The organism is Paenibacillus lemnae (assembly GCF_012933385.1).
GTDB classification, from domain to species: domain Bacteria; phylum Bacillota; class Bacilli; order Paenibacillales; family Paenibacillaceae; genus Paenibacillus_AQ; species Paenibacillus_AQ lemnae.
This window is the reverse complement of record NZ_JABBPN010000010.1, coordinates 127,862-154,196: the sequence shown is the minus strand read 5'-3', so window position 1 is coordinate 154,196 and position 26,335 is coordinate 127,862. Positions and strand designations below refer to the sequence as shown.

Here is a 26,335-nt window from a genome sequence, read left to right as displayed (position 1 = left end):
AGAATGAGTCAGGAACGGTCGATGGGATGGACGATATTCAATTATTTTACGCTGGCTTGTGCCCTGTTTGTCGTCTTCTTCCCGATTTACTCCATCGCGGTGGGGGCCTTCAAGACCCAAGTGGAGTATTATCAATCCGGACTGAGACTGCCAGACAATATCCTTAATTTTGACAACTTCAAGAGGGTCATCGACATCGGAAATCTGGGCCTTGGATTCCGCAATATCCTCATCATCTTAGGGATTTCTGTAGCTGGAAATATTGTCCTCGGCACGATGGTCGCTTATGCGGTGGGCCGCTTTGACTTCAAGCTGAAAAAAGCAATTATGGCGATGTACCTGGTGGCACAGGTTATTCCGATGGTCACAACCCAGGTCGCGACATTCAGTATTATTCAAAGTCTGGGTGCGTATAACACGATGTTTGCCCCGATTCTGCTGTACCTGGGAGCGGATGTGCTGCAGATCGTTATCTACCTCCAGTTCGTGAACAGTATTCCGAAGGATCTGGACGAAAGTGCGATGATTGAGGGAGCATCCTTGTTCAAGATTTTCCGCTCCATCATCTTTCCTCTGCTGGCGCCAGCGACTGCTACACTCATTATTTTGAAGAGTATTTCAATTTATAACGATTTTTACACGCCGTACCTGTACATGCCGAAGCAGGACCTAAAGGTGGTCTCCACCGCGATTTACTCTTTTATCGGGCCTAACGCGGCCCAGCTGAATGTCATTTCAGCAGGCATCCTTATTATCTTTATCCCGACTGTGCTGTTGTTCCTGTTTATGCAGCGATATATTTTTGCAGGGGTGACGAATGGGGCGGTCAAGTAATTATGATTCTTTTTGGAGAGGGAGTGCCTGAACTTATGAATGCGGAACAAATGAAAACAGAGAAAATCAATGGCATGACGTGGGGATGGACCGGTGTTCGTGGTACGTGGATGGGACCAGAAGCTGAGGCTTCCATGAAGCGGATGGCTGAAATGAATGTGAACTGGACCGCACTCGCGCTCGCGGCGGTTCAGGAAACGCCGCAGTCGACGGTGATCCCCTTTCGGGAGGAACCGACGGTAACCGATGAGGAAGTCCGGTGGGCGATCCGCAGCGCGAAGGAGCTCGGACTGAAAGTGTGCCTGAAGCCTGTGGTTAATGTTGCGAACGGTACGTGGCGGGCGCATATTGCGTTTTTTGACGAGGAGGTACCCGGAGAGCCGGGCTGGGAAGCATGGTTCCGTTCTTACGGGGAGTTCATTCTGCATTATGCGAGAATTGCGGAGGAAGAAGGCTGTGAGATGCTGTGCATCGGCTGCGAGATGGTGCAGGCTGACAAACGTGAGGCGCAGTGGCGGGCCCTGATTTCTGACGTACGCTCACTGTACGGAGGACTGGTGACGTATAACTGCGATAAATATCAGGAGGAACGGGTCCATTGGTGGGACGCTCTGGATATCATCTCTTCCAGCGGCTATTATCCGATAGATCAATGGGATGAACAGCTGGACCGCATTGAAGGAACGGTGAGAAAATGGGGCAAGCCCTTCTTCTTCATGGAAGCAGGCTGTCCGAGCCGAGAGGGCTCCGCTGCCCGCCCGAACGATTGGTCACTGCCGGGAGCTCCTTCCGAAAAGGAGCAGGAACGTTACTATGAAGCTATGTTTGCAGCTTGTTCCAAGCGGGACTGGATGCAGGGGTATATGCTGTGGGACTGGCCGGCACGCCTGTACAAAGCTTCTGATGCTGCGGAGAACGACGATTATTGTATGTACGGCAAGCGTGCGGCCGAAACGGTGCGAAATTTTTATAAGAATGATCCACAGAATCAAAGCTAACAAAAAAACAAGAAGTTAGCATAATTGATGACAATAAAAACAAAAGTACTTCATTTGTTTTCCAACCGCCAGACATTAATATTGAATTGTAAGCGATATCATCAAGTCGCAATCCCGGTCCCGGGAAAAGTCATCCATATCAAAGTAAGGGGGAAAAGTCGATGAAAAAGAGATTAACCATGATGCTGCTCTTGCTGTTCGCTGTTGCATCTATCCTGGCCGCATGCGGAGGAAGCAATGCAAACGAAGGTGAAAGTGAAGCGCCACCGAGCGGAAATACTGGAGGAGAGACAACGCCTGAGAAAAGTGAAGAGCCCAAGCTCGGAGGCAAACTGAAGGTACTTACACACCGCACCGATCTTGTTAACGATGGCACTCTGGATAAGTATGTAGATGCTTTCAAGGCAAAGTATCCGGATGCTGAAATCGAATTCGAGGGCCTCACGAACTACGCACAAGACATTCAGGTTCGCCTGACCACAGGAGAAGCTGGTGACGTGTTGATGATTCCGAGCGGACTTGCAACATCGGAGTATCCGAATTATTTTGATCCGCTGCCGGATGAAATGTTTGAGGATGTTTATTTTGCGGATAACACTTTGTTCGAAGATAAGCGTTACGGTATTTCGACAGGTGTTAATACGCAGGGAATCGTTTATAACAAAAAAGCATTTGAAGCAGCCGGAATCGATAAAATTCCAGCGTCACTGGATGAATTGTACGCCGCAGCCGAGAAGCTGAAGGCCGCTGATATCATTCCGCTCTATATGAACTTTGGCGCACAGTGGACGATGGGTAACTGGGCTGACAACTCTGCCTGGTATGTAGCCGGCGACCCACAGTTTGCCTCCAAGCTGGTATCGGAAGAAGCACCGTTTAAGGTTGACAACGCTTGGGGTACGCTGGCAGAAATCGCCCGGACTTTTGTCCAGAAAGAATGGGTGGAGAAAGATCTGTATACGAACAACTGGGAAATATCAAAAGGTGAGATGGCGGCAGGCAAGGCCGGCATGTATTTCCTCGGCAACTGGGTCATTCCTCAGGTGATCGGCGCAGGAGCAGCTTCGGAGGATATTGGATTCTTCCCTCTTCCTTATGATAACAACGGACAACATAATGCTCCGCTCGGATCGGATTACTTTATCGCAGTCAGCAAAGAAAGCGAAAACAAGGAGCTGGCTACCGCTTGGATCGAGTTCTTCGTGAAGGAATCGGGTTATGTGGAAGACTCAGGTTTCATGCCAATCAACAAAACGAAAGAGTCCACCATTCCGCAGTTGGCTGAATTCCAGTCGTTCAAGCCTACCTTGATTGAGAGCGAGGCTACGGATCCGAAGTTCAACGAGATTGCAAACAAGGCTCAGATCGGCATCGGCACGGGAGATTACGTACAGGAATACGTCGTAGCTGATGACCTCCAGGCAGCGTTCGATAAGCTGAACACGAAATGGAAGGAAGCGAAGACAGCACTCGGTTACTAAGTATTTAATGCGCTAATTAAGAGGAGAAGCCCCCATTCTTGTGCTGGGGGCTTCTCCAGTTTGTGAGTAAGCTGAAATATCCTTTGCTTTTGAAGCGGAAATTAAGGCATACTTACTATAAAATTGGAAACGCATAAAATACGGAGGGACCATGCTTAAAAAAATCTTTGCTGCTGCATTATTCATCACCACTTTATCCGGATGTACCTCAAATCATAACGATCTTGAGAAAAAAGATCACTCCATAGTAAGTAAGATGAGTGAACTGGTTTCTTATGAGCTGGATCAGATCGAACCGAAGCATGAGGAGCGAATCCGAGATTGGTTAAATGATGTGCAGCAGAACGGCGGTGAGAAAGAATATTTCATTCATTCATTTGATAATGAGACCGCAGACAACATGTACGCATATGTGTATGGTAAGGGATTTACGGATTACGAAGTTTCTTTTATCTATAACACTTCGAATAACAGAGCAGAAGTACATGTGGCAGGAATTGAGGGACAATCGGAAACGGACCATTTTGTAAAAGTGAAAATGATTAATGATCAGTCCATTACCATAGTATTTGAGAGATGAAAAGGAGGCGAAAGAATGAACCAGACCTACAAATTCGATTCCTTTCAAGAAAATCATAAAAAATCTGAGATTGATAGATTAACGAAAAACGTCGACAGTCATTCCAAGGCTTTATGCGAACATTTTTTAAGTAACGGCCTCCTATCCGCCAAGAGCGTACTGGACGTAGGATGCGGGACGGGTGCTATGCTGGAGATGTTCTCATCGATACTACCCGATATAGATTATGTTGGGATCGATAACAGTGACGATATTTTGAAAAAGCAGAAGAGAACACCAGTCAGCACAAAATTGTATTTGTTAATGGAGAAGCGTCGAGACTTCCTTTTGATGATGATTCTTTTGATTTTGTATATACCAGGCTGATGCTGATGCATAATCAGGATCCGGAAAGTATCATTAAGGAGATGAACAGAGTATGTCGGCCGGGCGGCAGTATTGTGAGTGTTGAGATTGATGATGAAACGATGGTGTTCTATCCCTATGCGAAGGAGCTATCGGTTTTGATTCGAGCGTATATTGAGTATGCCGAGGCCAAGGGAACAGATCGGATTATGGGAAGAAAACTCTACGGATTATATAAATCTGTTGGAATCGAGGAGACTAAAGTTATCATCCAGACCAGCGATTACGAAGGCCCCTATGATGATATCCCGTTCTCATTAAAACTGGCCATGGGTTCTGATGAAGGGCGTCATTTGGTGGAAGCTCAACTTATAACAGAAGAGCAACGAATAAAAAGCATGCATGCTATCCAACAATTCTGTGCCGACCCTGACCGCTTCTACTCTGGCTCCTTTATGTATTGTGTCGGAAGGAAGAGAGCGTGATCAAGTGAGCGCATCATACATGCCAAGATAAGTTACTCTGGCAGACGGGCGGGATGATAACGCCAACAGGAGGCGTAATGGAAGGAATTCAGGCATTAAGAGGAGGTTTGTATGTAGTAAAGCCTTAAAATGAATTCGGCTATCAGGAGGAGGTCATCTATATATGGTTGTGCTGATTTCAGGTGCTGTATTTACCCTTTTAATGCTGGTGGTCATTTTATTTCAGTGTGCTCTGGCACTAGGTAAGCCTTGGGGAGAATACGCCATGGGCGGCAAGTTTCCCGGAAAGTTCCCGCCTGCGATGCGTGCGGCCTGCTTGTTTCAGATTGTAATTTTAGCAGGGATTGCCGCGATCGTTATGAGTGAATCAGGGTTCATACTTTCCCGAGGGTCAGCTTTCTCTGATAAGGGAATATGGTTTGTGGTGGCTTTTTCAACATTGGCTGTCATATTAAATCTGATCACAAGAAGCTCGAAGGAACGGAAAATCTGGGCACCAGTTTCAATTGTACTGTTCGCTACGAGCCTGGTTGTTGCACTATCCTAGAAAGGAGAATGTTTAGATGATCGACATGAACAACATGTATCTCATTACAGACATCCCGGGCTTTTCGCCGCAGATCAGCAGGCTTCTATCGATGATGAATTATGCACGTTATACGATACTTGAAGAGGTTAAAGATTTATCGAAGGAACAGCTGGATTATCTTATGGATGATCAGGGCAATACGATCGGAGCTCTGCTGCTTCATTTTGCTGCCGTGGAATATGCTTATCAGGTTCAAACTTTTGAACAGAGGGATTTGAATGAAGATGAGATGAGCATATGGGGAACAGCTCTGAAGCTGGGACGTGAAGGTCAAGAAGCAATACAAGGGAATGAGCTGGATTACTATATAACCAAAATGGAAGAGGTCAGAGGACGTACGCTGGAGCTGTTTCAAACGGTAGATGATGACTGGCTGTATACTCAAGAAGAGTTCTGGTATAACAAACCGGCTAACTATTATTTTATGTGGTTCCATGTATTCGAGGATGAAATTAATCACAGGGGCCAGATCAGAATGATCAAGAAGAGATTTAATACAGGGAATACATAATGTAGCTAAAGTCATCATCTGCACTTATAATTTGAATTAACAAAAAATACCTGGAAATCCCAGTAAGATTTATAGTGTCGCATTGTTTATAGGGAGGGTGTTGTTTTGATCATTTGGATTAATGGTGCTTTTGGGGCCGGCAAATCGCAGACTGCCAATGAGCTTCATCGAAGGCTGCCCCAGTCTTTTATCTTTGATCCTGAGAATGCGGGCTATTACATCCGGAGTAATCTTCCTCAAGAAATAAAGACTCCGGACTTTCAGGATTATGCCATGTGGCGTCAGTTCAACTATGAAATGCTTAAACATATGGATACCCATTATAACGGCATCATCATCGTACCGATGACCATCGTGAGCCCGAAGTATTTCGAACAAATCGTAGGCAGGTTAAGAAGCGGCGGATGCACGGTTCATCACTTCGCGCTGTGGGTTTCTAAGGAGAATCTATTAAAACGATTGCAAAAAAGAGGCGATAGTCGCCATTCCTGGCCTGCACAGCAAATTGACCGATGTCTGGAAGGTTTGAGCCAGAGCGTATTTGAACGTCATTTGGATACGAATAATATGACCATTGATGAGGTCGTAGAAAACATTGCTGCAGAGCTGAATCTCGAACTCATTCTCATATAAAGGACTTGGTCAGATGAACCATGTTAAGCTGGTAAAACCTCAAATGGAGCTGCGTGAGCCGTATTTGGATTTCTATCATGAATGGAAGGAGTCCGGTGAAGATATGGTCCCTAGGGTTATCGGGATAGACCCTGACGACTTCTCAGGAATGCTGAAAATACTAAGCGACAGAGAGCAGGGAATCGGACTGCCGGATGGGCATGTTCCCGATTCGACGTTCTGGCTCCTTCATGATCATGGCAGGGTGCTTGGTGCTGTGAATATCAGACATGACCTGACTGAATTTTTATTTCATGCCGGCGGCCATATCGGGTATGGGATCCGGCCGTCTGAACGACGCAAAGGGTATGCGGCCAAACTGTTGGAGCTGTCGCTGGTTGAAGCGGAGAAGCTCGGAATCCACCATGTTCTGGTGGTGTGCGACTACAATAATATAGGGTCGGAACAAACCATCTTGAAACATGGCGGTAATCAGGTTGCTGACTACATCGAGGATGACGGGAATGTGATCAAACGCTTTTGGATCCACAATAAGAAGACCATGTTTTGAGAGGTGATCAGTCAATACGATACACAGCAGTCATAATGTAAGCAGCATAGATGAATTGGATTCAATGCATCCTGGTGAGATCCATACGCTGTATGTATTCTCTGGGCGAGAGACCCTCCACTTTTTTGAACACTTTACTGAAATAGAAAGCATTGTCATAACCGAGCTTTTGAGAAATTTCATTAATCCTTCCCTCACCGCGGTGCATCATTTCTTTGGCGGCAGCCATTTTCATCTCGGTGACATATTCCACAAAATTCACCTTAGCGGTTTTGGAGAACAGATGGCTTAAGTAATTCGGGCTGAAGTTAAAGACATCCGATACCTGGTTCAAGGACAGCTTGGTGTCCAGATTTCTGCGGATATATTCCTGAACACTGCGTACAACCTGTTCCTTATAGCTCTGCCTTCGGGCCGACAGGGCTTCACAGCAGCCGTCCCGGAACCGGGTCAGCCAGCGGACCACGCCTTCGATCGACTGCATCTGATATATACCCCGGTATCCCTCCGGTTCGTCTTCATAGATCTGCTCCACGATATTTTCTCCATCGGACAACAGGGAGATCGCCATATATAATACACTGCAGGCAGAATCCATAGCCGGGACGAGCAGATGCTGGCGGCCTTCCATGATGACGATTAACCGGGTAATCATGCTATGTAAAGCTTTGATGTCCAGTTCTTCAAAAGCCCGGCGGATTTCGGCCCGGAATTCGGTGAAATCAAGCAGGGGAGCATCGGCACCAGGCAGGGTTTCAGAATCCAGAAACAAAAAGCTGTTTTCCTTCAGCGCTGCTGGAAGAATCCTGCGTGCAGCCAGGTAGCTTTCCCGCAGCAGATACGGGTCTTCAACGACGATGCCTGCAGCCCCGACAATCGTGACATTAAAATAACGGTGCAGCACGCCAGCCAGATCCTTCAGCAGTTGTTCCGTCAGCGGCTTCCAGGTTTCAGGCTCTGTTCCGGGAACCGGAAGGGTAACGGCAAAGTTTCGAAGGTCCAGGCTGGTTACATAACAGGCAGGGTCTGTATTCAAAGTATCCTTGGCCATCTGAATGGTGCTCGCGCATAAAGCTGCGAGTTTATCTCCACGCGGCGGAATCGTGTCCGGACCTAAAATACGGCAGGTACACACAAGATAGGCTGGAGAGGAAAGATCAATCTCCAGGTCTTCCTTCTGCAGGAGGTACTGCTGCTTGCTTTCAAACAGTCCGTTAAATAAACGGATGAACAATTTATCGCGCTCTGTCTGCAGACTGCTGCGGTGAACCAGCTGAGGATAACGCTCCATGGACTGGTAATCCTTCAGCAGTCCGGCCGCTTTATGGATAGACTTGGCGAGGGACTCCGGCGTCAAATCCAGTTTGACGAGATAATCCACGGCCTGTACTTCTACGGCACCGCGTGCATATTCAAATTCCTCATAGCTGGTGAGAATAATGAACAGCGGCAGCCGTCCATATTTGTTTCTTACGGAAGCCGCGACTTCCAGACCGGATTTGACCGGCATTTTGATATCTGTGATGACGAGATCTGGGTGAAGCTGATGTATCATTTCTTCAGCCTGAGCGCCATTATGAGCCACACCAACAATCTCGACCTGGTGTTCTTCCCATTTCAGCATGGACTGCAGGCCGATGCATACCAGTGCTTCATCATCAGCAATCAATAATTTGATCACGGCTAATCACATCCTTAGGTTATGTTCCATATAGACCCGAGTTTAGGAATTGAGGTAGGGCAGAAGGATACTCATCTTCGTGTACTGCCCTAATCGGCTTTCAATGGAAATCCCGTATGGTTTCCCAAAGGCCATCTGAATCCGATCATTCACATTGCGCAGCCCCATGCCTTCCATCTGCTCTTTCGAATTCTGCTCCATGAAGTGTTCTGTTATTTGCCCAATCTGTTCTTCGCTCATTCCGATCCCGTTGTCCTCCAGCGTAATCAGAATGCTGCTCATTCCGCTGCTCTGAATGCTCAGCTTGAGATGTCCGCCTCCCTTAGGCTCTATGCCGTGAAAGATGGCGTTCTCGACCAGAGGCTGCAGCGTGAAGCGGGGAATCAAACCTGTCAGAAACTGTGGATCCTCAATGATTGTTTCCATTGAGATTTTGTTTCCATAGCGATATTGCTGAATCAAAAAATAATCACTCAGAAGGCTCAGCTCTTCTTCGAGTGCCACCAATTTGCGCATATCCTTGGCGACGCTCCGCAGAAGCCGGGACAGGGAAGTGGTCATTTCCGCGATCCCGGTCGCGTTCTGAATCGTGGCCATCCATTTGATAGAGTTTAAGGTGTTGTACAGGAAGTGAGGATTGATTTGATTCTGAAGCATGCGGTATTCCAGCTCCTGTCTTTGCTTTTCATCCGCTACACGTGTTTCCATCAGCGCTACAATCTCCTGGGATAACCGGTTGATTCCCCGGCCTACATCTCCAAGTTCGCTGTTCCATTCCATATTACGGTCCACAAGGAAATGTCCTTGAGCAATCTTGTCGATCCGCTTTTTCAACTTTTCAACCGGAAGACTGATCTTACGGGTCAAATAGACTGTAATCAGTCCGCTGGATGTCAGCACTAGCAGGCATACGCCAAGCATAAGGAGAAGCCAAATATTCCATTGTGGTGCAAACTGCTTATCTACTAGAGTTTGAGACAGCGTGACGCCTTGTCGCACCGGGTATGAGACGGAAATCAGCTTCTCACCTTCAGTGCCTTCCAATAATGACAATGATGTTCTGTTTCCGCTGGCCACATCTTGCTCGTAAGGGGAAACCTTATACTCCCTGGCAAGAGGAAGGATGCTGTCTCCTTGTAATTGATATGTATGACTGCCAAGGGTCAGCAGAAGGCTGGAATCGGGTGGGAGATTATAGCCCTTAAGCTTGTCAGTAATGACGCTGGTGCTGGCCAGGAGATATACAGTTCCGCTGCGGCTGGCATGGTCGCCGTAAACCGGGATGACAAAAGGGATGGTCATGGTCATAGAAAGCGGATCCTGTATGACACGGTCCCATTCTTCATTAGATTCCGGAAACAATCCGGTGAGCTTACTGATGTTATGAATGTTTAGCGGCATGGAAGCACTGACGTTATGATCGACTTGTATAAATTTATCCTGATTATCAGTGACCACCAGACGGCGTACATAGCTGTTGGAGCGATTTACCCGGAAGTCTTCCTGGAGAGAATTGAAGGCACGAATGGCTTCCATCGATCCAGCTGATCCGGATCGAAAATATTCATTTAACAGCCGGTTGGTGGATGAATTGGTACTGCTGGTCATGCCCAGGACGGACAAATTCAGCAGATCCTGTTCAATAATATGGGACACTAGCTGTAAATTAAACTCCGTCGCCTGGATGGTCGTTTTACGCTGAAAGTAGGAAATCAGCTCATAGCTGAAAAATGACAGCAGAGAGGCAATGGCCAGAGCGAATACCGTCATCAGCATAATGATCCGGCGTTTAATGGTTGCTTTTCGTTTCGTGTGAACCCCTTCTTTCGATGCATCTTATAAAGCGCTTTCAGACCTAATGTATATTTACCATATCATGAACGCCCTGGGGGAGGAACTGCCGTTTGAATAGAAACGAAGATTTTTACAGGTTTTTATCACAAAATTACATGTATGCTTCCCAGTATGAAAGAGATACACATAAAAGTGAAGGAACAGACACAAAAAATGTATGCCCTTTCATTCCGAATTGAACTAGGATGATAAACAGAAGAGATACATTAGACATGAGACAGCCAATATATAAAAGAAAAGGGGAACCGATATGAAGATGCGTAAATTTTTAGGAATGACACTAACCGCTGTTCTCTCACTCAGTCTGCTTGCGGGCTGTTCCGGACAGAGCGGTACGAACACTCCTGCAGCGGAGAAGCCTGAAACGAATAATTCTGGAACCGCTTCCGAAACACCCTCCAATGACCCGGTGACGTTAAAGTGGGCACTGTGGGACTGGGAAGCCACAACTTACTACCAGCCGCTCATTGATGCTTACAAGGAGAAGCACCCTAATGTAACCATTGAATATGTGGACCTGGGATCAACCGATTATATGACGATGCTGAGCACCCAGCTTTCCGGAGGCGCAGATCTGGATATTTTGACGGTGAAAGATATTCCGGGCTACTCCAATCTGGTGAAGCAGAATCACCTGGAGCCGCTGAAAGGTTTCATGGACCAGCAAAATATAGATCCGGCACTGTACGGAGGTACTGTGGAGCAGATCGAAATGAACGATGAAGTGTATGCGCTTCCTTTCCGCAGTGATTTCTGGATCGTTTATTACAACAAGGATTTGTTTGACCAAGCAGGCGTCCCGTATCCGACGAATGATATGACCCTGGAGCAATACGACGAGCTGGCACGGAAGATGACGTCAGGCAGCGGGGCGGAGAAGGTGTATGGAGCGCATTACCATACCTGGCGCAGCGCGGTTCAGTTGTTCGGTATTTTGGATGGACAGCACACGGTCGTTGACGGAGAATATGACTTCCTGAAACCGACCTATGAACGTATTCTGAAGCAGCAGGAAGACGGAATCGTGATGGATTACGCCACATTGAAGACCTCCAGCACGCATTATTCCGGTGTGTTCTACAACAATTCGGTAGCCATGATGAATATGGGGAGCTGGTTCATTTCGACCCAGATTGATAAGGTCAAAAGCGGTGAATCACAAGCGGAAAACTGGGGAATCGTGAAATACCCGCATCCGGATGGGGTTGAAGCAGGAACGACCCTCGGAACCATTACCTCGCTCGCCGTAAACCAGAAATCCGCCAATAAGGCAGCGGCGCTGGATTTCCTTCAATTCGTGACAGGTGAAGAGGGAGCTGCGGTCATTGCTTCTACAGGTACGATCCCGGCGATTAAGAACGATGAAGTTGTAAACTCCATCGCTTCTATTGACGGATTTCCAGACGACGAGGCCAGCAAAGAAGCTTTGACGACAGCCAAAACATACCTGGAAATGCCTTTACATGAGAAGAGCGCAGATATCGAAGTCATTCTTAACGAAGCCCATGACAGTATCATGACGAACAATGCGAGCATCGATCAAGGCTTGGAAGATATGAAAACACGGGTGCAGCTGATTTTGAACAATTAGTTAAGACTGTGTACCAAACTGACGTATGATCCAACTGGAATGCTGAGAATCTTTCTGAGAAATGCCTGAAGGGGCGGGCTGAAGTGGGCCTGCCTCTTCTTTATCTGGACAGTCCGTTATGGTTTGGAGGAGAAATTATGCAGAACGAAACGATGTTAAATTCGAAAATGGAAAAGAAACGCGGTTGGTCCAAAAAAACCAGGGAGCATCTGATTGCTTACAGCTTTATCGCCCCGAACTTTATTGGTTTTGCCCTTTTTACATTGGTGCCTATGGTTTTTGCCCTGATTCTGGCCTTTGTGAAATGGGATGGTGCCAATCCGATGCAATATATCGGAGTCGATAACTTTGTACGCCTGTGGAAGGATCCGACCTTCCATAAATCATTATGGAATACGGTTATTTATACCGCAGGAGTCGTGCCGCTGACGATGGCGTGCGCTCTCGGTCTGGCTATTCTGCTCAATCAGAAGCTGCTGGCCCGGAATTTTATGAGAACCGTATTCTTTTTTCCGTATGTGGCCTCTCTGGTCGCGGTAGCAGCGGTGTGGAATTTTATTTTCAGCCCGACGATGGGGCCGGTGAATAACATTCTGCACTGGCTGACAGGGGTGCCGATCGAAGATCTGCCGCGCTGGGCTGCGGACAAGGACTGGGCCATGTTTACCGTCGTTCTGTTCACCGTGTGGAAGAATATGGGCTACTATATGGTCATTTATCTTGCCGGTCTGCAGGGCGTAAACCCCGAGTTGTATGAGGCCGCTGAGCTGGACGGTGCAAATGCCTGGCAGAGATTCCGGAGTGTCACGATTCCTCAGCTTGCACCTACGACCTTTTTTGTACTGATGATTCTGATCATTAATTCGTTTAAGGTCTACGATATCTTCATCAACTTGTTTGCCGGAGCGGACAACCAGCTGAACGATGCTACCCGGGTTCTGGTCTATCAGATCTACAATACGGCGTTCAGATCCCTGGACTACGGCTATGCCAGTGCCATGGCGATTGTACTGTTCCTGCTCGTACTGGGCATCACTCTTGTGCAGTTCCGGGGAGAAAAGAAGTATGGACAATAGGAGGGATAGCAGCTATGGTTGGAACCAATAAAGGAGTTAAAATCGGAGTCAAGGTGCTGGCGTACATCATTTTATTTATCGTCGTTCTCTGTATGCTTGTCCCTTACTTGTGGATGTTCTCATCCTCACTCAAGCTGAACAAAGACGTATTCGCTTTTCCAATGCAGTGGATTCCGGAGTCTCCTCGCTGGAGCAACTATGAAGACATCTGGACGAAGATTCCGCTTGGAACCTTTATCTATAATACGGCGAAGCTGTCGGTCATCGTAACCGTGCTTCAAATTCTGACCTCCAGCTTTGCTGCCTATGCGTTTTCCAAGCTGAATTTCACAGGGAAGCATGCGCTGTTCCTTGGCTATATCGCGACGATCGCCATTCCATGGCAGGCTTATATGGTACCGCAGTTTATTATGATGCGCTCCATGGGACTGAACAACACCCATCTCGCCATTATTTTGCTGCAGGCGTTTTCGGCTTTCGGTGTGTTTCTGATGCGCCAGTTCTACCAGAGCATTCCTGATGAACTGTGTGAAGCAGCCCGGATTGACGGACTGAGCGAGTACGGAATCTGGGCGCGCATTATGGTGCCCCTGTCGAAGCCCGCTCTGTCTACACTCACGATCTTTACTTTTGTCTCGACCTGGAATGATTTTCTGGGACCGATGATATATTTGACCAAAACCGAGCTAAAAACGATTCAGATCGGACTTCGTATGTTTATTTCGCAATATTCGGCCGAGTACGGACTGATTATGGCGGCCAGCGTAATATCCATCATTCCAGTGCTGATTGTGTTCCTGGTGCTGCAGAAAAACTTTGTGCAGGGCGTCGCTTCTTCTGGAATTAAAGGATAGGGCTGGGGGAAGGTAGAATTATGTAAGCATAAGGAGTGTGAGAGGATGCGGAATTACTCGATGGATGAAGGAAACCACGTAACGTTAACGGAAGGCAAGCACATAACGTTAGCGGATAATCCGCTGAGAACCCGTGAGGATATGGCGGCTGCCCTCAAGCAGCTGCTTGCACCACTGGCCTCGTATTACAGTAAGGGAAAGGCACGGCTGGAGCTCGGCAGCACGGGGGCCGGACATCAGGCTGTACTTGCGGGGATGGAAGGTTTCTCACGGGTGCTGTGGGGACTGGTACCGCTTATGGCAGGCGGAGAAGACCATGAACTGTGGGATATCGTTCTGGAAGGAATCCGAAATGGCACGAATCCGGAGCATGAGGAGTATTGGGGGCAGATTCACGATTATGATCAGCGTCTGGTCGAGATGGCAGCCTTCGGGTATGCGCTGGCTCTGATCCCTGACCGGCTGTGGACGCCGCTGGATGAACAAGCCCGCCACAATCTGTACACCTGGCTGAATGAGATCAATGATCATCCTTGTCATGACTGCAATTGGCTGTTCTTTCATGTGCTCGTCAATATCGGATTCCGTAAGGCGGGCCTGCCTTACGATGATCAGCAGCTGCAGGATAATCTGAACAGGCTGGATGCCTTTTATCTGGAAGACGGATGGTACAGTGACGGACCTGAGGGACACAGTGATTATTATGTGCCGTTTGCATTTCATTACTACGGCTTACTTTACTCCAAACTGATGCAGGAGGAAGATCCGGAGCGGTCAGCTCTATACAGGGAACGCGCTGAAGCCTTTGCGCCTCATTTCATGGCATGGTTCGCCTCAGATGGATCTGCGCTTCCTTATGGACGCAGTCTGACCTATCGTTTTTCACAAGGAGCTTTTTGGGGAGCGATGGCTTTTGCAGAAAGCGGGAGCCTGCCGGCAGGCGTATTCAAGGGGCTTATGCTCCGCCATCTGCGCTGGTGGTTCAGACAGCCGATTCTGGATTCGGGCGGCCTGCTGACGGTCGGATACGCTTACCCGAACCTAATCATGGCCGAAAACTACAATTCACCCGGCTCACCTTACTGGGCTTTGAAAGCGTTTCTACCTCTGGCGCTGCCTGATGATCATCCTTTCTGGACATCGGAGGAACTGCCGCTGCCTGAGAACGAGAGGATCGATGTTCAGAAACCGGCGCATCTGGTACTGATTCGGGATGAGAAATCGGGTCATGCGGCGGCATTTAACAGCGGGCATAGGGGCACCAATGAACATACTCATACCTCGGCCAAATATGAGAAATTTGTATATTCGACCGGATTTGGATTTAGTGTGCCCCGGTCTGAGTGGGGATTGTCTCAGGGAGCGTTTGACTCCATGCTTGCTTTGAGCGAGAGTGGAGACAATCTGTACCGGGTCAGACGACACAATGTGAACACCTCAATCGAAGACAATGTCCTTCATGCTGTCTGGAAGCCCTGGTCCGATGTAGAGGTCAGCACCTGGATTGTTGCAGGACTTCCATGGCATATCCGGATTCACCGTGTGGAGAGCAAGAGGGCTTTGGATGCTGCTGAAGGAGGATTTGCCTTAGGCGTGGAGCAGCCCCCTGTGGAGCGTACGGCGGGCGGGGAAGCATTTGCTGGCAGTGAATGGGGAATCAGCGGGGCTCGAAGCCTGCTGGGTTACGAATCTGCCCGCCTGATCTGGCCGAATGCCAATACGAACGTCCTTCGGCCGCGTACGGTAATCCCTACGCTGACGGCTTCACTTTCGCCTGGCGTGCATTGGCTTGTCTCTGCGATCTACGGGGAACCGGCGGTGAGAGAGCCAAACCAATCAGCTCGTTTTGGACCTGGAAGTTCGGTGGATACCCATAACTTGTTACGAGTCAGCTTCGAAGATATAATTGAAGGTCACGAAATCAGCATCCGAAGCTGTACGGGTAAGGAATTCAAGATTACGATGGAATGAAAGGAAAACTAATGGACCATTCCAATATGAAATCGAGTAAGCCGATGAAGGAAGCGGTACAACGTTTGGCTTCGGCGGGTACTCACTTTTATTATGCTGAAGATGATGGATCTTTATTTTGGCACAGGGTAAGACATAGTGAAGAGTACAAGGAAGAGATTGCTGAAATCATGGCAGAGGGAAGAAGACTGCTGGAAACTGATATGCCGGATCTCACATACACTCTATTCTCGTTATTTGCAAAAACCGGATCCAGGCTGCAATATGAGCAGGCTTACTTTGAACGGAGGCGGCGGCTGAATACCTTTGCACTTCTGTCCTTGCTTGAGCCTCAGTCGGATGCATATCATCATGAATGGTTGGATGCTGTATGGGCTGTCTGCAGTGAATTAACCTGGTGCCTGCCTGCTCATGTCAATGAACAGCGGCCGCTGTCCCAAACGATCGATTTATTCTCCGCTGAAACGGGGTTTACACTGGCGGAACTGACGATTTTGCTTAGGGATCGCTTACCGGGATTTTTGAAGACACGAATGACGGAGCTGGTACATGAACGGCTGTTTCGGCCCTTCATAGATGAAGGACCTTATGAATGGGAGGAAGCCGAGCACAACTGGTCTGCGGTATGTGCAGGCTCGATCGGTTCCGCGGCTCTGCTTCTGCTTGACGGGGAGCATGATCAGGAGCTACTGACCCAAATTCTGGAGAAAACTGAGCACAGCATGGCCTGCTATGTAAAAGGCTTCGGGGAAGATGGTGCTTGTCCGGAGGGACTTGGCTACTGGAATTACGGGTTCGGTTACTTTGTTTATTATGCCGATCTGCTGTATAAGCGCAGCTGCGGAGAACTGAACTGGTTCTCGGTGGATAAAGTGAAAGCGATTGCGGAATTTCAGCAGAAGTGCTTTCTTGGGGGTCATGCGGCCGTTAACTTCTCGGATGCACATCCCTATGAAACCGTACAACTAGGGTTGTCCCGATATCTGGCGGGGCGTTTTACCGGTGTTCATTCACCGCCATCTCGGCTTCGGGCGGTCTACCGCAAGGATCACTGCAGCCGATGGGCACCTGCTCTTCGCAATCTGCTCTGGCGGAATATGGCCGCCGCGACAGAAGACTGGGCGCCGGACGATTTTTTACTGGATAATGCCCAGTGGATCGTTTCCCGCACATCTTCCAAGGAAGGTGTTTTCGGCTTTGCTGCCAAGGGCGGGCATAACGCGGAACCTCATAATCATAATGATCTGGGACAGTTCATGATTGCAGGCGCAGGAACATATTTTCTATCCGACCTGGGCTGCGGAGAATATACGAAAGAATATTTCGGTACTGGACGCTACAGCTATGATTGCAACGGTGCACAGGGCCATTCGGTTCCGATCATTGACGGCTGTCTGCAGCGAGAGGGACGACAGCGTTCAGCAGTGGTCATGGAGCAGTCGGTGAGTGATACAGAAGTCCGCTTTGCCGTGGAGCTTGCTGAAGCATACGAGTGCCCGGAGTTAATGAGCTTTAATCGATCCTGGCAGTGGCATAAGCAGGATCTGCCTCGTCTGGAGCTGAAGGATATCTTCCTGCTGTCACACAAGCCGGACAGTCTGATCGAACGGTTTGTAACGATGATTAAGCCTCAATTGTATTCATCGGAGGCGAGGCTGCTGCTGATCCATAAAGATCTTGCTCTCAATCTTACCTGTGACCCGTCACAATTTCAGCTGGAAGTGACCGAACGGATGTATCGGGATCATTTCGGCAAGGAGCAGGTGTTTTATACCCTTGATTTCCATGTCCTTCAGCCGAAGCCGCGGATGGAAGTGAACTTGCTATTCGAATTTATAAAGCTGGACGCTGGATTACATCAGGAATAGAGTCCGGCAGGAAATAATATTTGATTGATGAAAGAGAGGTATAACTATGGATTACGCATGGGTAGATGAAGCCTGGCATCAATGTCTGGAGAAGACACTGCGCAATACAAAAAGAATCGGATCGGGATTCCCTCATGCCAGTCAGAAAGGCGTATTTGATCTGACAGAACCGTCCTGGTGGACGTCAGGATTTTGGCCAGGCATGCTGTGGCAGCTGTATGCGGAGAGCGGCAATGAGGTGCTCAAAGCACTTGCTGAAGTTTGTGAAGTCAAACTGGATGAAGTGCTGGATGCATATGTAAGGCTGGACCATGATATCGGCTTTATGTGGACCTTAACCAGCGTCGCCAATTATAAGCTGACCGGCAGCGAGAGTTCCCGGATACGCAGCTTGAAGGCAGCTAACTATTTGGCTGCCCGCTTTAATCTGAAAGGACAATATATACGGGCCTGGAACCCCTGGAGAGAGGGAGAGCGTAACGAAGGTCAGGCAATCATTGACTGCTGCATGAATATGCCGCTGTTGTTTTGGGCCTCCCGAACGAGCGGCGATCCGCGTTATGCCCATATTGCCGAAGCACATCTGGATACGGTGCTGAAGCATTTTATCCGCGCGGACGGCTCGGTGTATCACATTGTGGATTTTGATCCTCAGACAGGTGATAGACTGGAGGGATTGGGAGGCCAAGGATATGCCCCGGAATCCGCATGGTCACGGGGAACGGCCTGGGCGCTTTACGGTCTTACACTAGCTTATCATCACACGGGGAAAGATGATTACTTCCAGGCTGCCAAAAGGGTTGCGAACTTCTTTCTCAGCCGGCTTCCGGAAGATCATGTGCCGGCTTGGGATTTCCGTGCGCCGGAGGAGCTGCGTAATCTGCGAGATACCTCGGCTGGATCCTGCGCAGCAAGTGGACTGCTTCTGCTGGCTGACAAAAGCGGAAATGGAGATGCTGAAGTGTACCGCATGGGCGCGGTTCGTATATTGAAGTCGCTGTACGAAAACTACGGTGCCTGGGACATTTCGGAAGAGGAAGGCCTGCTGCTGTCCGGCACGAGCAATTATCCGCAGGGAACCAATATTGACGTGCCGTTGATTTATGGCGACTTTTTCTTCGTGGAAGGTTTGGCGCGCCTGAAGAACTGCGGCCCGTTTTATTGGGAATAGAGAAATGATTAGAATGAAATGAATAGAAACCTCAGCATTGGTGGTGGATCACCGAAGCTGAGGTTTTTTTCTGGGAAGAACCAGTGTGTTTCGATGTGTTTCAATATCATTCCTTCTTCACAGGGATCGTGATTTGAATAACAAAGGAATCTCTGTCCTTCACCATGTAATAGCCGAGTAATTCCAGCTCATAAGCATTTCCTGAAATTGTATATCCGTTATCCAGAATGTAACGTTTTAATTCAGCATAAGCCTGCCCGAGTCCTTCGTAGCTCCCTTTATACTCCATAACGGCACACAGTCCGGCAGGTCTGATATGGAGCTCTTCATGAGTAACCTGTCCATTGATTTTGGTTAAGATGTAGCTTTTCTCAAAATGATCGTCATACAAATCCTGATTCCTGATCATGCCTCCGCGTAAAAAATCAGACTGCAGCCTATCCTTCATACAGTGTACAAACAATTTGATTGCGGCTGTAACCCACTGTTTACGCTGTTCTCTGCTGACATTTAGCGGAAACGCAGCGTACCGTTCAGCGTCACAGTATTCGATGCGGGGAATATTATACGCGGTCTTAATGGCAAATTCGGCTGCCTGGATGGTGTTTTCCAATTGTTTGATCATGTATTCAATTTCGAGCTTCTGTTTATTTAACATATCAAGCTGGACTTTGGAGATGTCCAAGAAATAATGGGGGTTCAATGAATCCAAATATTTCTTAATGTCTTTCAATTCCATCCCCGAAGCTTTTAACAATTCGATCAAGTTAAATATACGGCACTGGTCCACATGGTAATACCGATATCCGTTATCTTCTACAATCTGGGGGCAGAACAGCCCGATTTTGTCGTAGAAGAAGAGGGTATCTTTTTTAATTTCATAAAGTTTCGCGAATTCGCCGGCCGTGAGATAAACCTCAGATTTTTTCATATCACACCTCTTGACTATGGAGTTACTCGATAGTTTATTTTATGACTATGGCTCATTTATTTCAAGATAATTCAACAGAACAGGAGAAAACAAGTGAATGAAATCAAAGCTGATCTTAAAAAAGACGTAAGGCTAAAAGAATCGATATGGACCGATGCTTTTCTGAAGGTGCTGTTTATATCTCTAGCCGTTAGAATTTGTACGCAAATGCAGAATACGATACTTCCTCTGTATGTCCTGGATCTCGGTTACAGTGCGCTGACTGCGGGATTAATGACCACCGTGTTTACTTTAACCGCTCTGATTTTCAGGCCAATGGCAGGGAGTCTTATGGATAAGAAGGGCCGGTTTGTCATTCTTTTCATAGGTACAGCCTTATTCGGCATCACTTCCGGACTCTACATCTTTGTCATGCCGATCGGATTGTTCATTGTAATCAGGGCGATCAGCGGGATTGGGTTCAGCTGGAATGGAACAGCCATCAGTACAATGGCAAGCGACGTTCTTCCAGATTCCAGGATGTCAGAGGGGATCGGATATCTGGGCCTTTCCCAGACCATTGCCATGGCAGTCGCTCCCGGATTGGCGCTGGCCTTGAAAGATGCCTATGGCTTCAAGAGTTTGTTTACAGCTGTGTTTTCGGTGATGGTTCTCGTCTTTATTATCGGCTTCATGATCCGTTACGAGAAGAACAGCCCGTATATCCAGGACAGAAGCACCGTGCTTTTGCAACAATCAGAGAGCAGCGGGATAGACAGCGAAGCAAACGTAAATAAAAGGATTACGTGGTTAAACCGGATATTCGAAGCGGATGCGTGGAAACCGTCGATCTTTATGCTGTTTGTGGCGATTGCCAACTGTTCGGTCGGGACTTTTTTAGCTGTTTATGCGATTGAAAAGGGGATCTTGAATTTTGGATTATTCTACACAGTCAGCGCGGTGATGATGGCAATCGTCAGATTGGGCGCAGGCAGAATTTCCATGAAATTTGGTTCCGCGGTTATCCTCATTCCCGGATTTATTTTGTTATCGATTAGTTTGGCGGGGATTGTGATCTCATCTTCACTGCCGCTTTTATTAACCAGTGCGGTGCTTTATGGCATTGCCATGGGGGCACTTCAGCCTGAGATCAATGCCATGGCCGTTGTCGCAGCAGCCAAAGAACGCCGTGGTTCAGCCAATGCGACGTTTTTGATGATGATTGATATCGGTACCGGATTAGGTGCAGCAGTTTGGGGATGGATTGCTTATGTTACAGGCACGGCATGGGTGTTTATCTTAAGCTCGGCAGTTTCAGCAGCGGCTCTCCTCATTTACATCCTGGGCAGGAAAAAAAAGTGGGTCAGATGAGTTTGAATGGACTACAACCACCTGATTAGAAGGAGGCAGAAACGATGAATCATGATCATTCATTGCTTTGGCATACCCCCGTTTTTGAAACGGAAATGAAAGGACAGAAGGAGTCGCCTTACAATATGCTGATTCGTTTGGGAACTCCTGAATACAATCCCGAGCGGTACATGAACAGTGATCTGGGAAGACGTTATATCAGCAGCATCCGATATTATGCAGAGAACAGCGGCGAAGATGACCCTGAGGTGCTGGAGTATTGGAGACTGACAGGGAAAGGACTGAAGAAAGAACTGCACAATAAGGATGATCCTGAAAATAAATGGGCTTCTTATGTCCCGTCATCTGCTGATGACCCGAAGCGTGCCTATCAAAAATATCCGCTGTTATTTGTGCTCCACGGGGGAGGGAATCCGATTTATCTGTCCGAGACGTGGGGGTTTATTCATGTGGCAGCGGAGCATGAAGTCATTGTCGTTATGCCGGAAAATCTGGAAGAGGACAGCCTGCTGCAGCTGCTGAGTGAAGTAAAGGCGCTTTATCCCGTGGATTCTTCACGTGTGTACTGTACAGGATTTTCCCGTGGTGGTGTCATAAGCAGCATGGTGACAATGAAGAATCCGATGCTTTTTGCAGCCAGTGCCCCCTGCGGGAATTATGCCTGCGTGAATGATCCGTTCGTCTCTGACGAATATGTTGAACAACTCCGAAAGTGCGATCTGCCGGTTATCATCGCTGCAGGAAGATACGAGAAATCACAGCAGTATCCCATTTACAGTGAAATCAACCTGAACCATTACCACTACTCAACCCAGAAATTTGATCCGCCTGAGGCCAGGCTTGGATTCAGGAAACCGACGACCATGGAGGAAAAGGTAGAGATGCTGCAGCGCAGATTATACGCAGCAAGATGCAGAGAAATGAGTATAGATGAGATCCAGGCGGCAGCATTCAGTGAGGATCCCGTTGCGAGAATGATAGGGAGCCCCCTGGATCAGACGGAAGTACGGATAATGGGCGGAGTGAAGCATTATATCGGCGATTTCATAAACGAATCAGGTGATTCATGGTTCCGCATGGTTTGTATTGACGATATTCCGCACTGGCCGACGCCATCCTTGCCGGAGCTAGTATGGGAGTTTTTTAGCCGATTCTCTCGAGATCCGGTAACGGGATCCATATTCGACACGGCTCGCAGCAAAGGTTCAAAGAAAATAAAAATTCGTTAAAAACAGGATTGACTATGGGGTTACTCCATACTGTAATTTGTAATTACGAAGTGCTTCGAGGTCATCCCATTCCAATTGAAGGAGTGATCTACTGGAAGAAGTGAGAAAAATTTTGGATAATCTGCGCAGAATGTGAAAGCGGTTGCTGAAGCTGGCAGGTTAACGTAGGAGATGCATGTAACCATCATAAACAGAACAGATCATATCATGTTTGTTGAATTCTAAAATCGGGGGTAAGCATATGGACAGATCAATAACAGGGTTGAGCCGCGTAAGTGTATTTTTAATTTTCGCTAAATGTAGGCTTGGGATTCTTGTCACCGGCTTTGGCATCGATCTTCAGGGAGTTTGCAGATGCTTCACAAACTACACTCTATCTGATTACGACGTTGCCGAGTATCACATTAATGATCTCTGCCCTGCTGACAGGCTTGGTTGTCGGTAAAAAAATAAAATATAAAACCGTCGTCATTATTGGTTCACTGCTCTTCATTATTGGTGGGGTAGCGCCGACATTCTTTCACAGCAGTCTTGAAGTGATCTTGATTTTCCGTGCTGTATTCGGTTTTGGCTGCGGGATGCTCGTACAGTTAGGCAACGCCTTAGTAACCGGTTTATTCCAAGGTCACAAGAGGACAGCCTACATCGGATATGGTCAGCTTGTCGCGGACGGCATCGGAGTCGTTGTGCTGCTGCTCTGCGGATTCTTAGCAGCTATTGACTGGAAATACTCATTTTTGATCTTTTTTGTGGGTCTGGTTCCATTGGTGTTTGCATTCTTTTTACCTGAACCGGAACCGGTCAGCCACCATGCCATTGAACATAAACCAGCTTCGCCTGAACAAAAGCGTGAAAACCGGAGCAGTATCTGGCTGCTTTCCCTGTTCTTCCTGATTGGCAGCATGATTATCATACCGATTCAATTTAACATCTCGATCTATTTTGCCGATAAAGAAGTCGGCGGTCCGGCTCTTTCGGGTATAGCTGTATCCGTTTACACACTAGCGGGTGCTGTGGGTGGTATGGTATTTGGACAGTGTATGAAGCGCTTGAAGAAGCCGCTGAGCCTGTTTTTCCTAACGGGTGCTACTGGTGCTGTGCTGCTGCTCTTGGGGCAGGACACCTTTACATTGATGCTGGGTGCAGCTTTGTGCGGGTTTATGTTCTCCACCAGTATGGCTTATGGGTATACGCTGGTCGGCATGAAGGTGTCTCATTCTTCAGCTCCGATGGTATTTAATATTCTTCAAATATGTTTCAATCTGGGCGTGTTCCTGTGCACTTATTTCTTAGGTTTAGTCGGTCATCTTTTTGGCAGTGTGCTGTATCCGCATTTGATGATTGCCACCGGATTTTTCCTGCTCATTACGATTTTGTTCCTGTTTGTGAATCCGATTCCAACGAGAAATCAAGTCACAACGCATGGTTCAGAAGATTTGGCACAAACACCTTAATATCCGAGCTAACGCTCTGAACTTTAAATACAGCTCTGAAAAGAAAATTTTCAGCGGGAGGAACTGCAGATGAATAAGAGTGTTACAACAGATCCAAATACCAGATTTACAGATCCAAAGTTTAAGGTAGGCTCCTTGTCTATTCCAATGCTCCCTGACGATAATATCGAACATATTTCGAATAAGTATTTGGATATCCCATATGCCGCCCAGTCTCCTTCTCAACAGCTGGATATTTACTTGCCTCCACATGGTGTGAAGCCCTATCCTGTGCTGATTTATTTTCACGGAGGAGGATTCGTGGCCGGCGACAAAAGAGACGTTAATATCGAACCGATGCTTCGAGCGCTTGAAAAAGGATATGCCCTTGTCAGCGTAGGTTACCGGAAGAGTAAAGAAGCCAAGTTTCCGGCGCTAATTTATGATGCTAAAGCTGCTGTTCGGTTTATTCGTGCCCATGCTGCTGCATATGATCTGGATCCAGGTGCCATTGCTTCTATCGGTCCATCTGCTGGAGGATGGATTTCAGGGATGCTTGGGGTGACGGGGGGCAATCCGGCCTTTGAAGATTTGTCGATGGGGAATGCAGAAATCAGCAGTGAAGTTCAAGCCGCAGTGACCTGGTGTGCTCCGACCGGAAACTTTCTGGACATGGATCCGGCCCTTGCCAAAAGAGGTCTAAGCAATGAGAAGTTTAATCATAATGATCCCTATTCACCGGAATCATGGATTTTGGGGGCTGCTATTACCGATATCCCGGAACTTGTAAGACTAGCGGATCCATGCACGTATGCGCACCCTAATATCCCGCCTTTTCTCATCCAGCATGGAACGGCGGATTCCATTGTACCGGTTGACCAATCGCTGGTGTTCGCAGAAGCCTTGATGAACAAGGCAGGTAAAGATCGAGTCATGCTTGAGATCGGAGAAGGAAAGGAGCATCACCATGATCCATGGTACCTGACAGACCTGGAAAGAACAGATATGGTCTTCAGATTTTTGGATCGCGTATTTCAGAAATAGATAAATATAGATTGATATTGGGAGGAGACAACATGTACAACTACGAAAACAAGGAATGGTTTGAGCGCCCGCTGAAAACACTGGAGGACGAAGGCAGAAAGACGCTGCACGAGCTGCTCGTAGATATGGGAGACCATACTTTTAATTATGAGAAATACCTTCACAGCAAGCAGGGAGAACATTTTTTGTTCCACAATCAGCTTCTTGTGAAATATACCCATGGGATGGATAAGGGAGTACTGGACTTTTGGAAGCATTACGGCAAAGGACTGGTGAAGGAGATTCATGATACCGACACTGATACACCTTGGGTCAGCTACGTTCCTGTATCTGCATATCTTCCTGAAAATAAAGATCGTAAATATCCTTATCTGTTTCAAATGAACCGGAAAACGGATTTTATCGCAGAGAGCTACGGCCACGCATTCGTATGCGCTGAGGAAGAGGTAATCCTCGTTTATCCATATGTACAGCCAGGTGCGCCGTTCAAACTTTCTCTAGCATCCGAAGGAAGAAAAATGCCTTCGTCGGATATCTATCTAAAAATCCTGGATAAATCGATGGAACAGCTTCCGGTAGATCGCAGCCGTGTATATTTGACCGGCTTTTCTTCCCCAGGCTTCCGGGCGGTGGCACTGGCCTGTGAACGGCCGTCTCTCTTTGCTGGTATCATGCTGAACTCATTTTTACTTCCGTTTATTTGGGATTTGCCTTCTGAGAAGAAGATGGCAGAGATGGCAGCCTGCAAACTTCCCATCATCAACATCGCAGGGTTGTGTGACTATGGACAACCATATCCGGTATACCAGTCACAAAGCGGAGAAACCAACAATGGTTTAGACCATAACCGGACGTCCGAAGAAGCGATCTCCCGCCCGAATATGTGGTTCCGGATCAATGATTGTCCAGCTGTTACGCTGGATGAAGCGCTTGCTACAAGGGATTATGGAGAAGACCGTAGGGCTGAGCGTGAGGTAGGAATACCGGCTTCTGAAGCGGCAACCGTCATCATCGACGATACGAATCATTATTTTGCAGACATTGAAAGCCGCGATGGTATTATTCGCACACGTTTTATTGCGGTGGATAACTGTCCTCACTGGATGCACGGAAGCTTTGCAAGAATACAGTGGGACTTTGTCAAACATTTTTCCCGGGATGTGTCTACTGGAAACTCTATATTTGACGGCACCCCGGCACCATTTGATAAATACTGATTTTTTACAAAAGCTTATGAATTCGTGATTAAGCAGGCTGCAGTTGCTTTATCTATTCG

General features: G+C 47.7%; 23 protein-coding genes and 1 pseudogene. 20 read left to right on the top strand and 4 right to left on the bottom strand.

Going from position 1 to position 26,335, the window contains the following annotated elements:
• Positions 1 to 3 precede the first annotated feature (3 nt).
• The 3 genes from HII30_RS12540 to HII30_RS12530 all read left to right on the top strand — a co-directional run bounded on the left by HII30_RS12540 (position 4) and on the right by HII30_RS12530 (position 3,313).
• Complete coding sequence (locus HII30_RS12540; protein ID WP_169505401.1) at positions 4 to 834, top strand: carbohydrate ABC transporter permease; 831 nt, start codon at positions 4 to 6, stop codon at positions 832 to 834.
• Positions 835 to 869: 35 nt separating this feature from the next.
• The gene (locus HII30_RS12535) at positions 870 to 1,832 is read left to right on the top strand and encodes a glycoside hydrolase family 113 (protein ID WP_169505375.1); all 963 of its coding nucleotides are present in this window, start codon (positions 870 to 872) and stop codon (positions 1,830 to 1,832) included.
• 161 nt (positions 1,833 to 1,993) lie between these two features.
• Positions 1,994 to 3,313, top strand: a complete 1,320-nt coding sequence (locus tag HII30_RS12530; RefSeq protein ID WP_169505374.1) for an ABC transporter substrate-binding protein — start codon at positions 1,994 to 1,996, stop codon at positions 3,311 to 3,313.
• A gap of 12 nt (positions 3,314 to 3,325) precedes the next feature.
• On the opposite strand, the gene HII30_RS12525 is transcribed toward HII30_RS12530, so the two are convergent.
• Complete coding sequence (locus HII30_RS12525; RefSeq protein ID WP_169505373.1) at positions 3,326 to 3,499, bottom strand: hypothetical protein; 174 nt, start codon at positions 3,497 to 3,499, stop codon at positions 3,326 to 3,328.
• A gap of 70 nt (positions 3,500 to 3,569) precedes the next feature.
• Between HII30_RS12525 and HII30_RS12520 the strand changes: the two genes are divergently transcribed.
• The 6 genes and pseudogenes from HII30_RS12520 to HII30_RS12490 all read left to right on the top strand — a co-directional run bounded on the left by HII30_RS12520 (position 3,570) and on the right by HII30_RS12490 (position 7,006).
• On the top strand, positions 3,570 to 3,893 hold the full coding sequence (locus tag HII30_RS12520) for a hypothetical protein (protein ID WP_169505372.1): 324 nt from the start codon (positions 3,570 to 3,572) through the stop codon (positions 3,891 to 3,893).
• A gap of 15 nt (positions 3,894 to 3,908) precedes the next feature.
• Positions 3,909 to 4,334, top strand: a pseudogene (locus HII30_RS22045) (class I SAM-dependent methyltransferase); the annotation flags it as partial.
• A 552-nt stretch (positions 4,335 to 4,886) separates the two neighbouring features.
• On the top strand, positions 4,887 to 5,270 hold the full coding sequence (locus tag HII30_RS12505; RefSeq protein ID WP_169505370.1) for a hypothetical protein: 384 nt from the start codon (positions 4,887 to 4,889) through the stop codon (positions 5,268 to 5,270).
• A gap of 16 nt (positions 5,271 to 5,286) precedes the next feature.
• Positions 5,287 to 5,823, top strand: coding sequence for a DinB family protein (locus HII30_RS12500; protein WP_425495994.1), 537 nt, complete (start codon positions 5,287 to 5,289; stop codon positions 5,821 to 5,823).
• A gap of 105 nt (positions 5,824 to 5,928) precedes the next feature.
• A complete protein-coding gene (locus HII30_RS12495) occupies positions 5,929 to 6,456 on the top strand; it encodes an AAA family ATPase (RefSeq protein ID WP_169505369.1) in 528 nt (175 codons plus the stop codon).
• A 13-nt stretch (positions 6,457 to 6,469) separates the two neighbouring features.
• On the top strand, positions 6,470 to 7,006 hold the full coding sequence (locus tag HII30_RS12490) for a GNAT family N-acetyltransferase (RefSeq protein WP_169505368.1): 537 nt from the start codon (positions 6,470 to 6,472) through the stop codon (positions 7,004 to 7,006).
• Positions 7,007 to 7,067: 61 nt separating this feature from the next.
• On the opposite strand, the gene HII30_RS12485 is transcribed toward HII30_RS12490, so the two are convergent.
• Positions 7,068 to 8,687: a response regulator gene (locus HII30_RS12485; protein WP_169505367.1), complete on the bottom strand. Its 1,620-nt coding sequence runs from the start codon at positions 8,685 to 8,687 to the stop codon at positions 7,068 to 7,070.
• A gap of 42 nt (positions 8,688 to 8,729) precedes the next feature.
• On the bottom strand, positions 8,730 to 10,463 hold the full coding sequence (locus HII30_RS12480) for a sensor histidine kinase (protein WP_169505366.1): 1,734 nt from the start codon (positions 10,461 to 10,463) through the stop codon (positions 8,730 to 8,732).
• A 328-nt stretch (positions 10,464 to 10,791) separates the two neighbouring features.
• Here HII30_RS12480 and HII30_RS12475 point away from each other — a divergent pair, with 328 nt between their 5' ends.
• The 6 genes from HII30_RS12475 to HII30_RS12450 all read left to right on the top strand — a co-directional run bounded on the left by HII30_RS12475 (position 10,792) and on the right by HII30_RS12450 (position 19,072).
• A complete protein-coding gene (locus HII30_RS12475; protein ID WP_169505365.1) occupies positions 10,792 to 12,132 on the top strand; it encodes an ABC transporter substrate-binding protein in 1,341 nt (446 codons plus the stop codon).
• A gap of 137 nt (positions 12,133 to 12,269) precedes the next feature.
• Entirely contained in the window at positions 12,270 to 13,208 is a 939-nt protein-coding gene (locus HII30_RS12470; RefSeq protein ID WP_169505364.1) for a carbohydrate ABC transporter permease, read from the top strand.
• 14 nt (positions 13,209 to 13,222) lie between these two features.
• Positions 13,223 to 14,062, top strand: a complete 840-nt coding sequence (locus tag HII30_RS12465) for a carbohydrate ABC transporter permease (protein WP_169505363.1) — start codon at positions 13,223 to 13,225, stop codon at positions 14,060 to 14,062.
• Between the two features lie 60 nt (positions 14,063 to 14,122).
• The gene (locus HII30_RS12460) at positions 14,123 to 16,033 is read left to right on the top strand and encodes a DUF2264 domain-containing protein (protein WP_169505398.1); all 1,911 of its coding nucleotides are present in this window, start codon (positions 14,123 to 14,125) and stop codon (positions 16,031 to 16,033) included.
• Positions 16,034 to 16,059: 26 nt separating this feature from the next.
• Positions 16,060 to 17,901: a hypothetical protein gene (locus tag HII30_RS12455; RefSeq protein ID WP_246246340.1), complete on the top strand. Its 1,842-nt coding sequence runs from the start codon at positions 16,060 to 16,062 to the stop codon at positions 17,899 to 17,901.
• Positions 17,902 to 17,947: 46 nt separating this feature from the next.
• Entirely contained in the window at positions 17,948 to 19,072 is a 1,125-nt protein-coding gene (locus HII30_RS12450; RefSeq protein WP_169505361.1) for a glycoside hydrolase family 88 protein, read from the top strand.
• 106 nt (positions 19,073 to 19,178) lie between these two features.
• Here the strand turns inward: HII30_RS12450 and HII30_RS12445 are convergent, their stop codons facing one another.
• Positions 19,179 to 20,003: a MerR family transcriptional regulator gene (locus HII30_RS12445; RefSeq protein WP_169505360.1), complete on the bottom strand. Its 825-nt coding sequence runs from the start codon at positions 20,001 to 20,003 to the stop codon at positions 19,179 to 19,181.
• 93 nt (positions 20,004 to 20,096) lie between these two features.
• Between HII30_RS12445 and HII30_RS12440 the strand changes: the two genes are divergently transcribed.
• The 5 genes from HII30_RS12440 (at position 20,097) to HII30_RS12420 (ending at position 26,276) form a co-directional block, all read left to right on the top strand.
• Complete coding sequence (locus HII30_RS12440) at positions 20,097 to 21,353, top strand: MFS transporter (RefSeq protein WP_169505359.1); 1,257 nt, start codon at positions 20,097 to 20,099, stop codon at positions 21,351 to 21,353.
• 44 nt (positions 21,354 to 21,397) lie between these two features.
• Positions 21,398 to 22,582: a hypothetical protein gene (locus tag HII30_RS12435; protein ID WP_169505358.1), complete on the top strand. Its 1,185-nt coding sequence runs from the start codon at positions 21,398 to 21,400 to the stop codon at positions 22,580 to 22,582.
• 314 nt (positions 22,583 to 22,896) lie between these two features.
• On the top strand, positions 22,897 to 24,036 hold the full coding sequence (locus tag HII30_RS12430) for an MFS transporter (RefSeq protein ID WP_169505357.1): 1,140 nt from the start codon (positions 22,897 to 22,899) through the stop codon (positions 24,034 to 24,036).
• A gap of 69 nt (positions 24,037 to 24,105) precedes the next feature.
• Positions 24,106 to 25,059, top strand: a complete 954-nt coding sequence (locus HII30_RS12425) for an alpha/beta hydrolase (protein ID WP_169505356.1) — start codon at positions 24,106 to 24,108, stop codon at positions 25,057 to 25,059.
• A gap of 32 nt (positions 25,060 to 25,091) precedes the next feature.
• Entirely contained in the window at positions 25,092 to 26,276 is a 1,185-nt protein-coding gene (locus tag HII30_RS12420) for an alpha/beta hydrolase family protein (protein WP_169505355.1), read from the top strand.
• Positions 26,277 to 26,335: the final 59 nt, after the last annotated feature.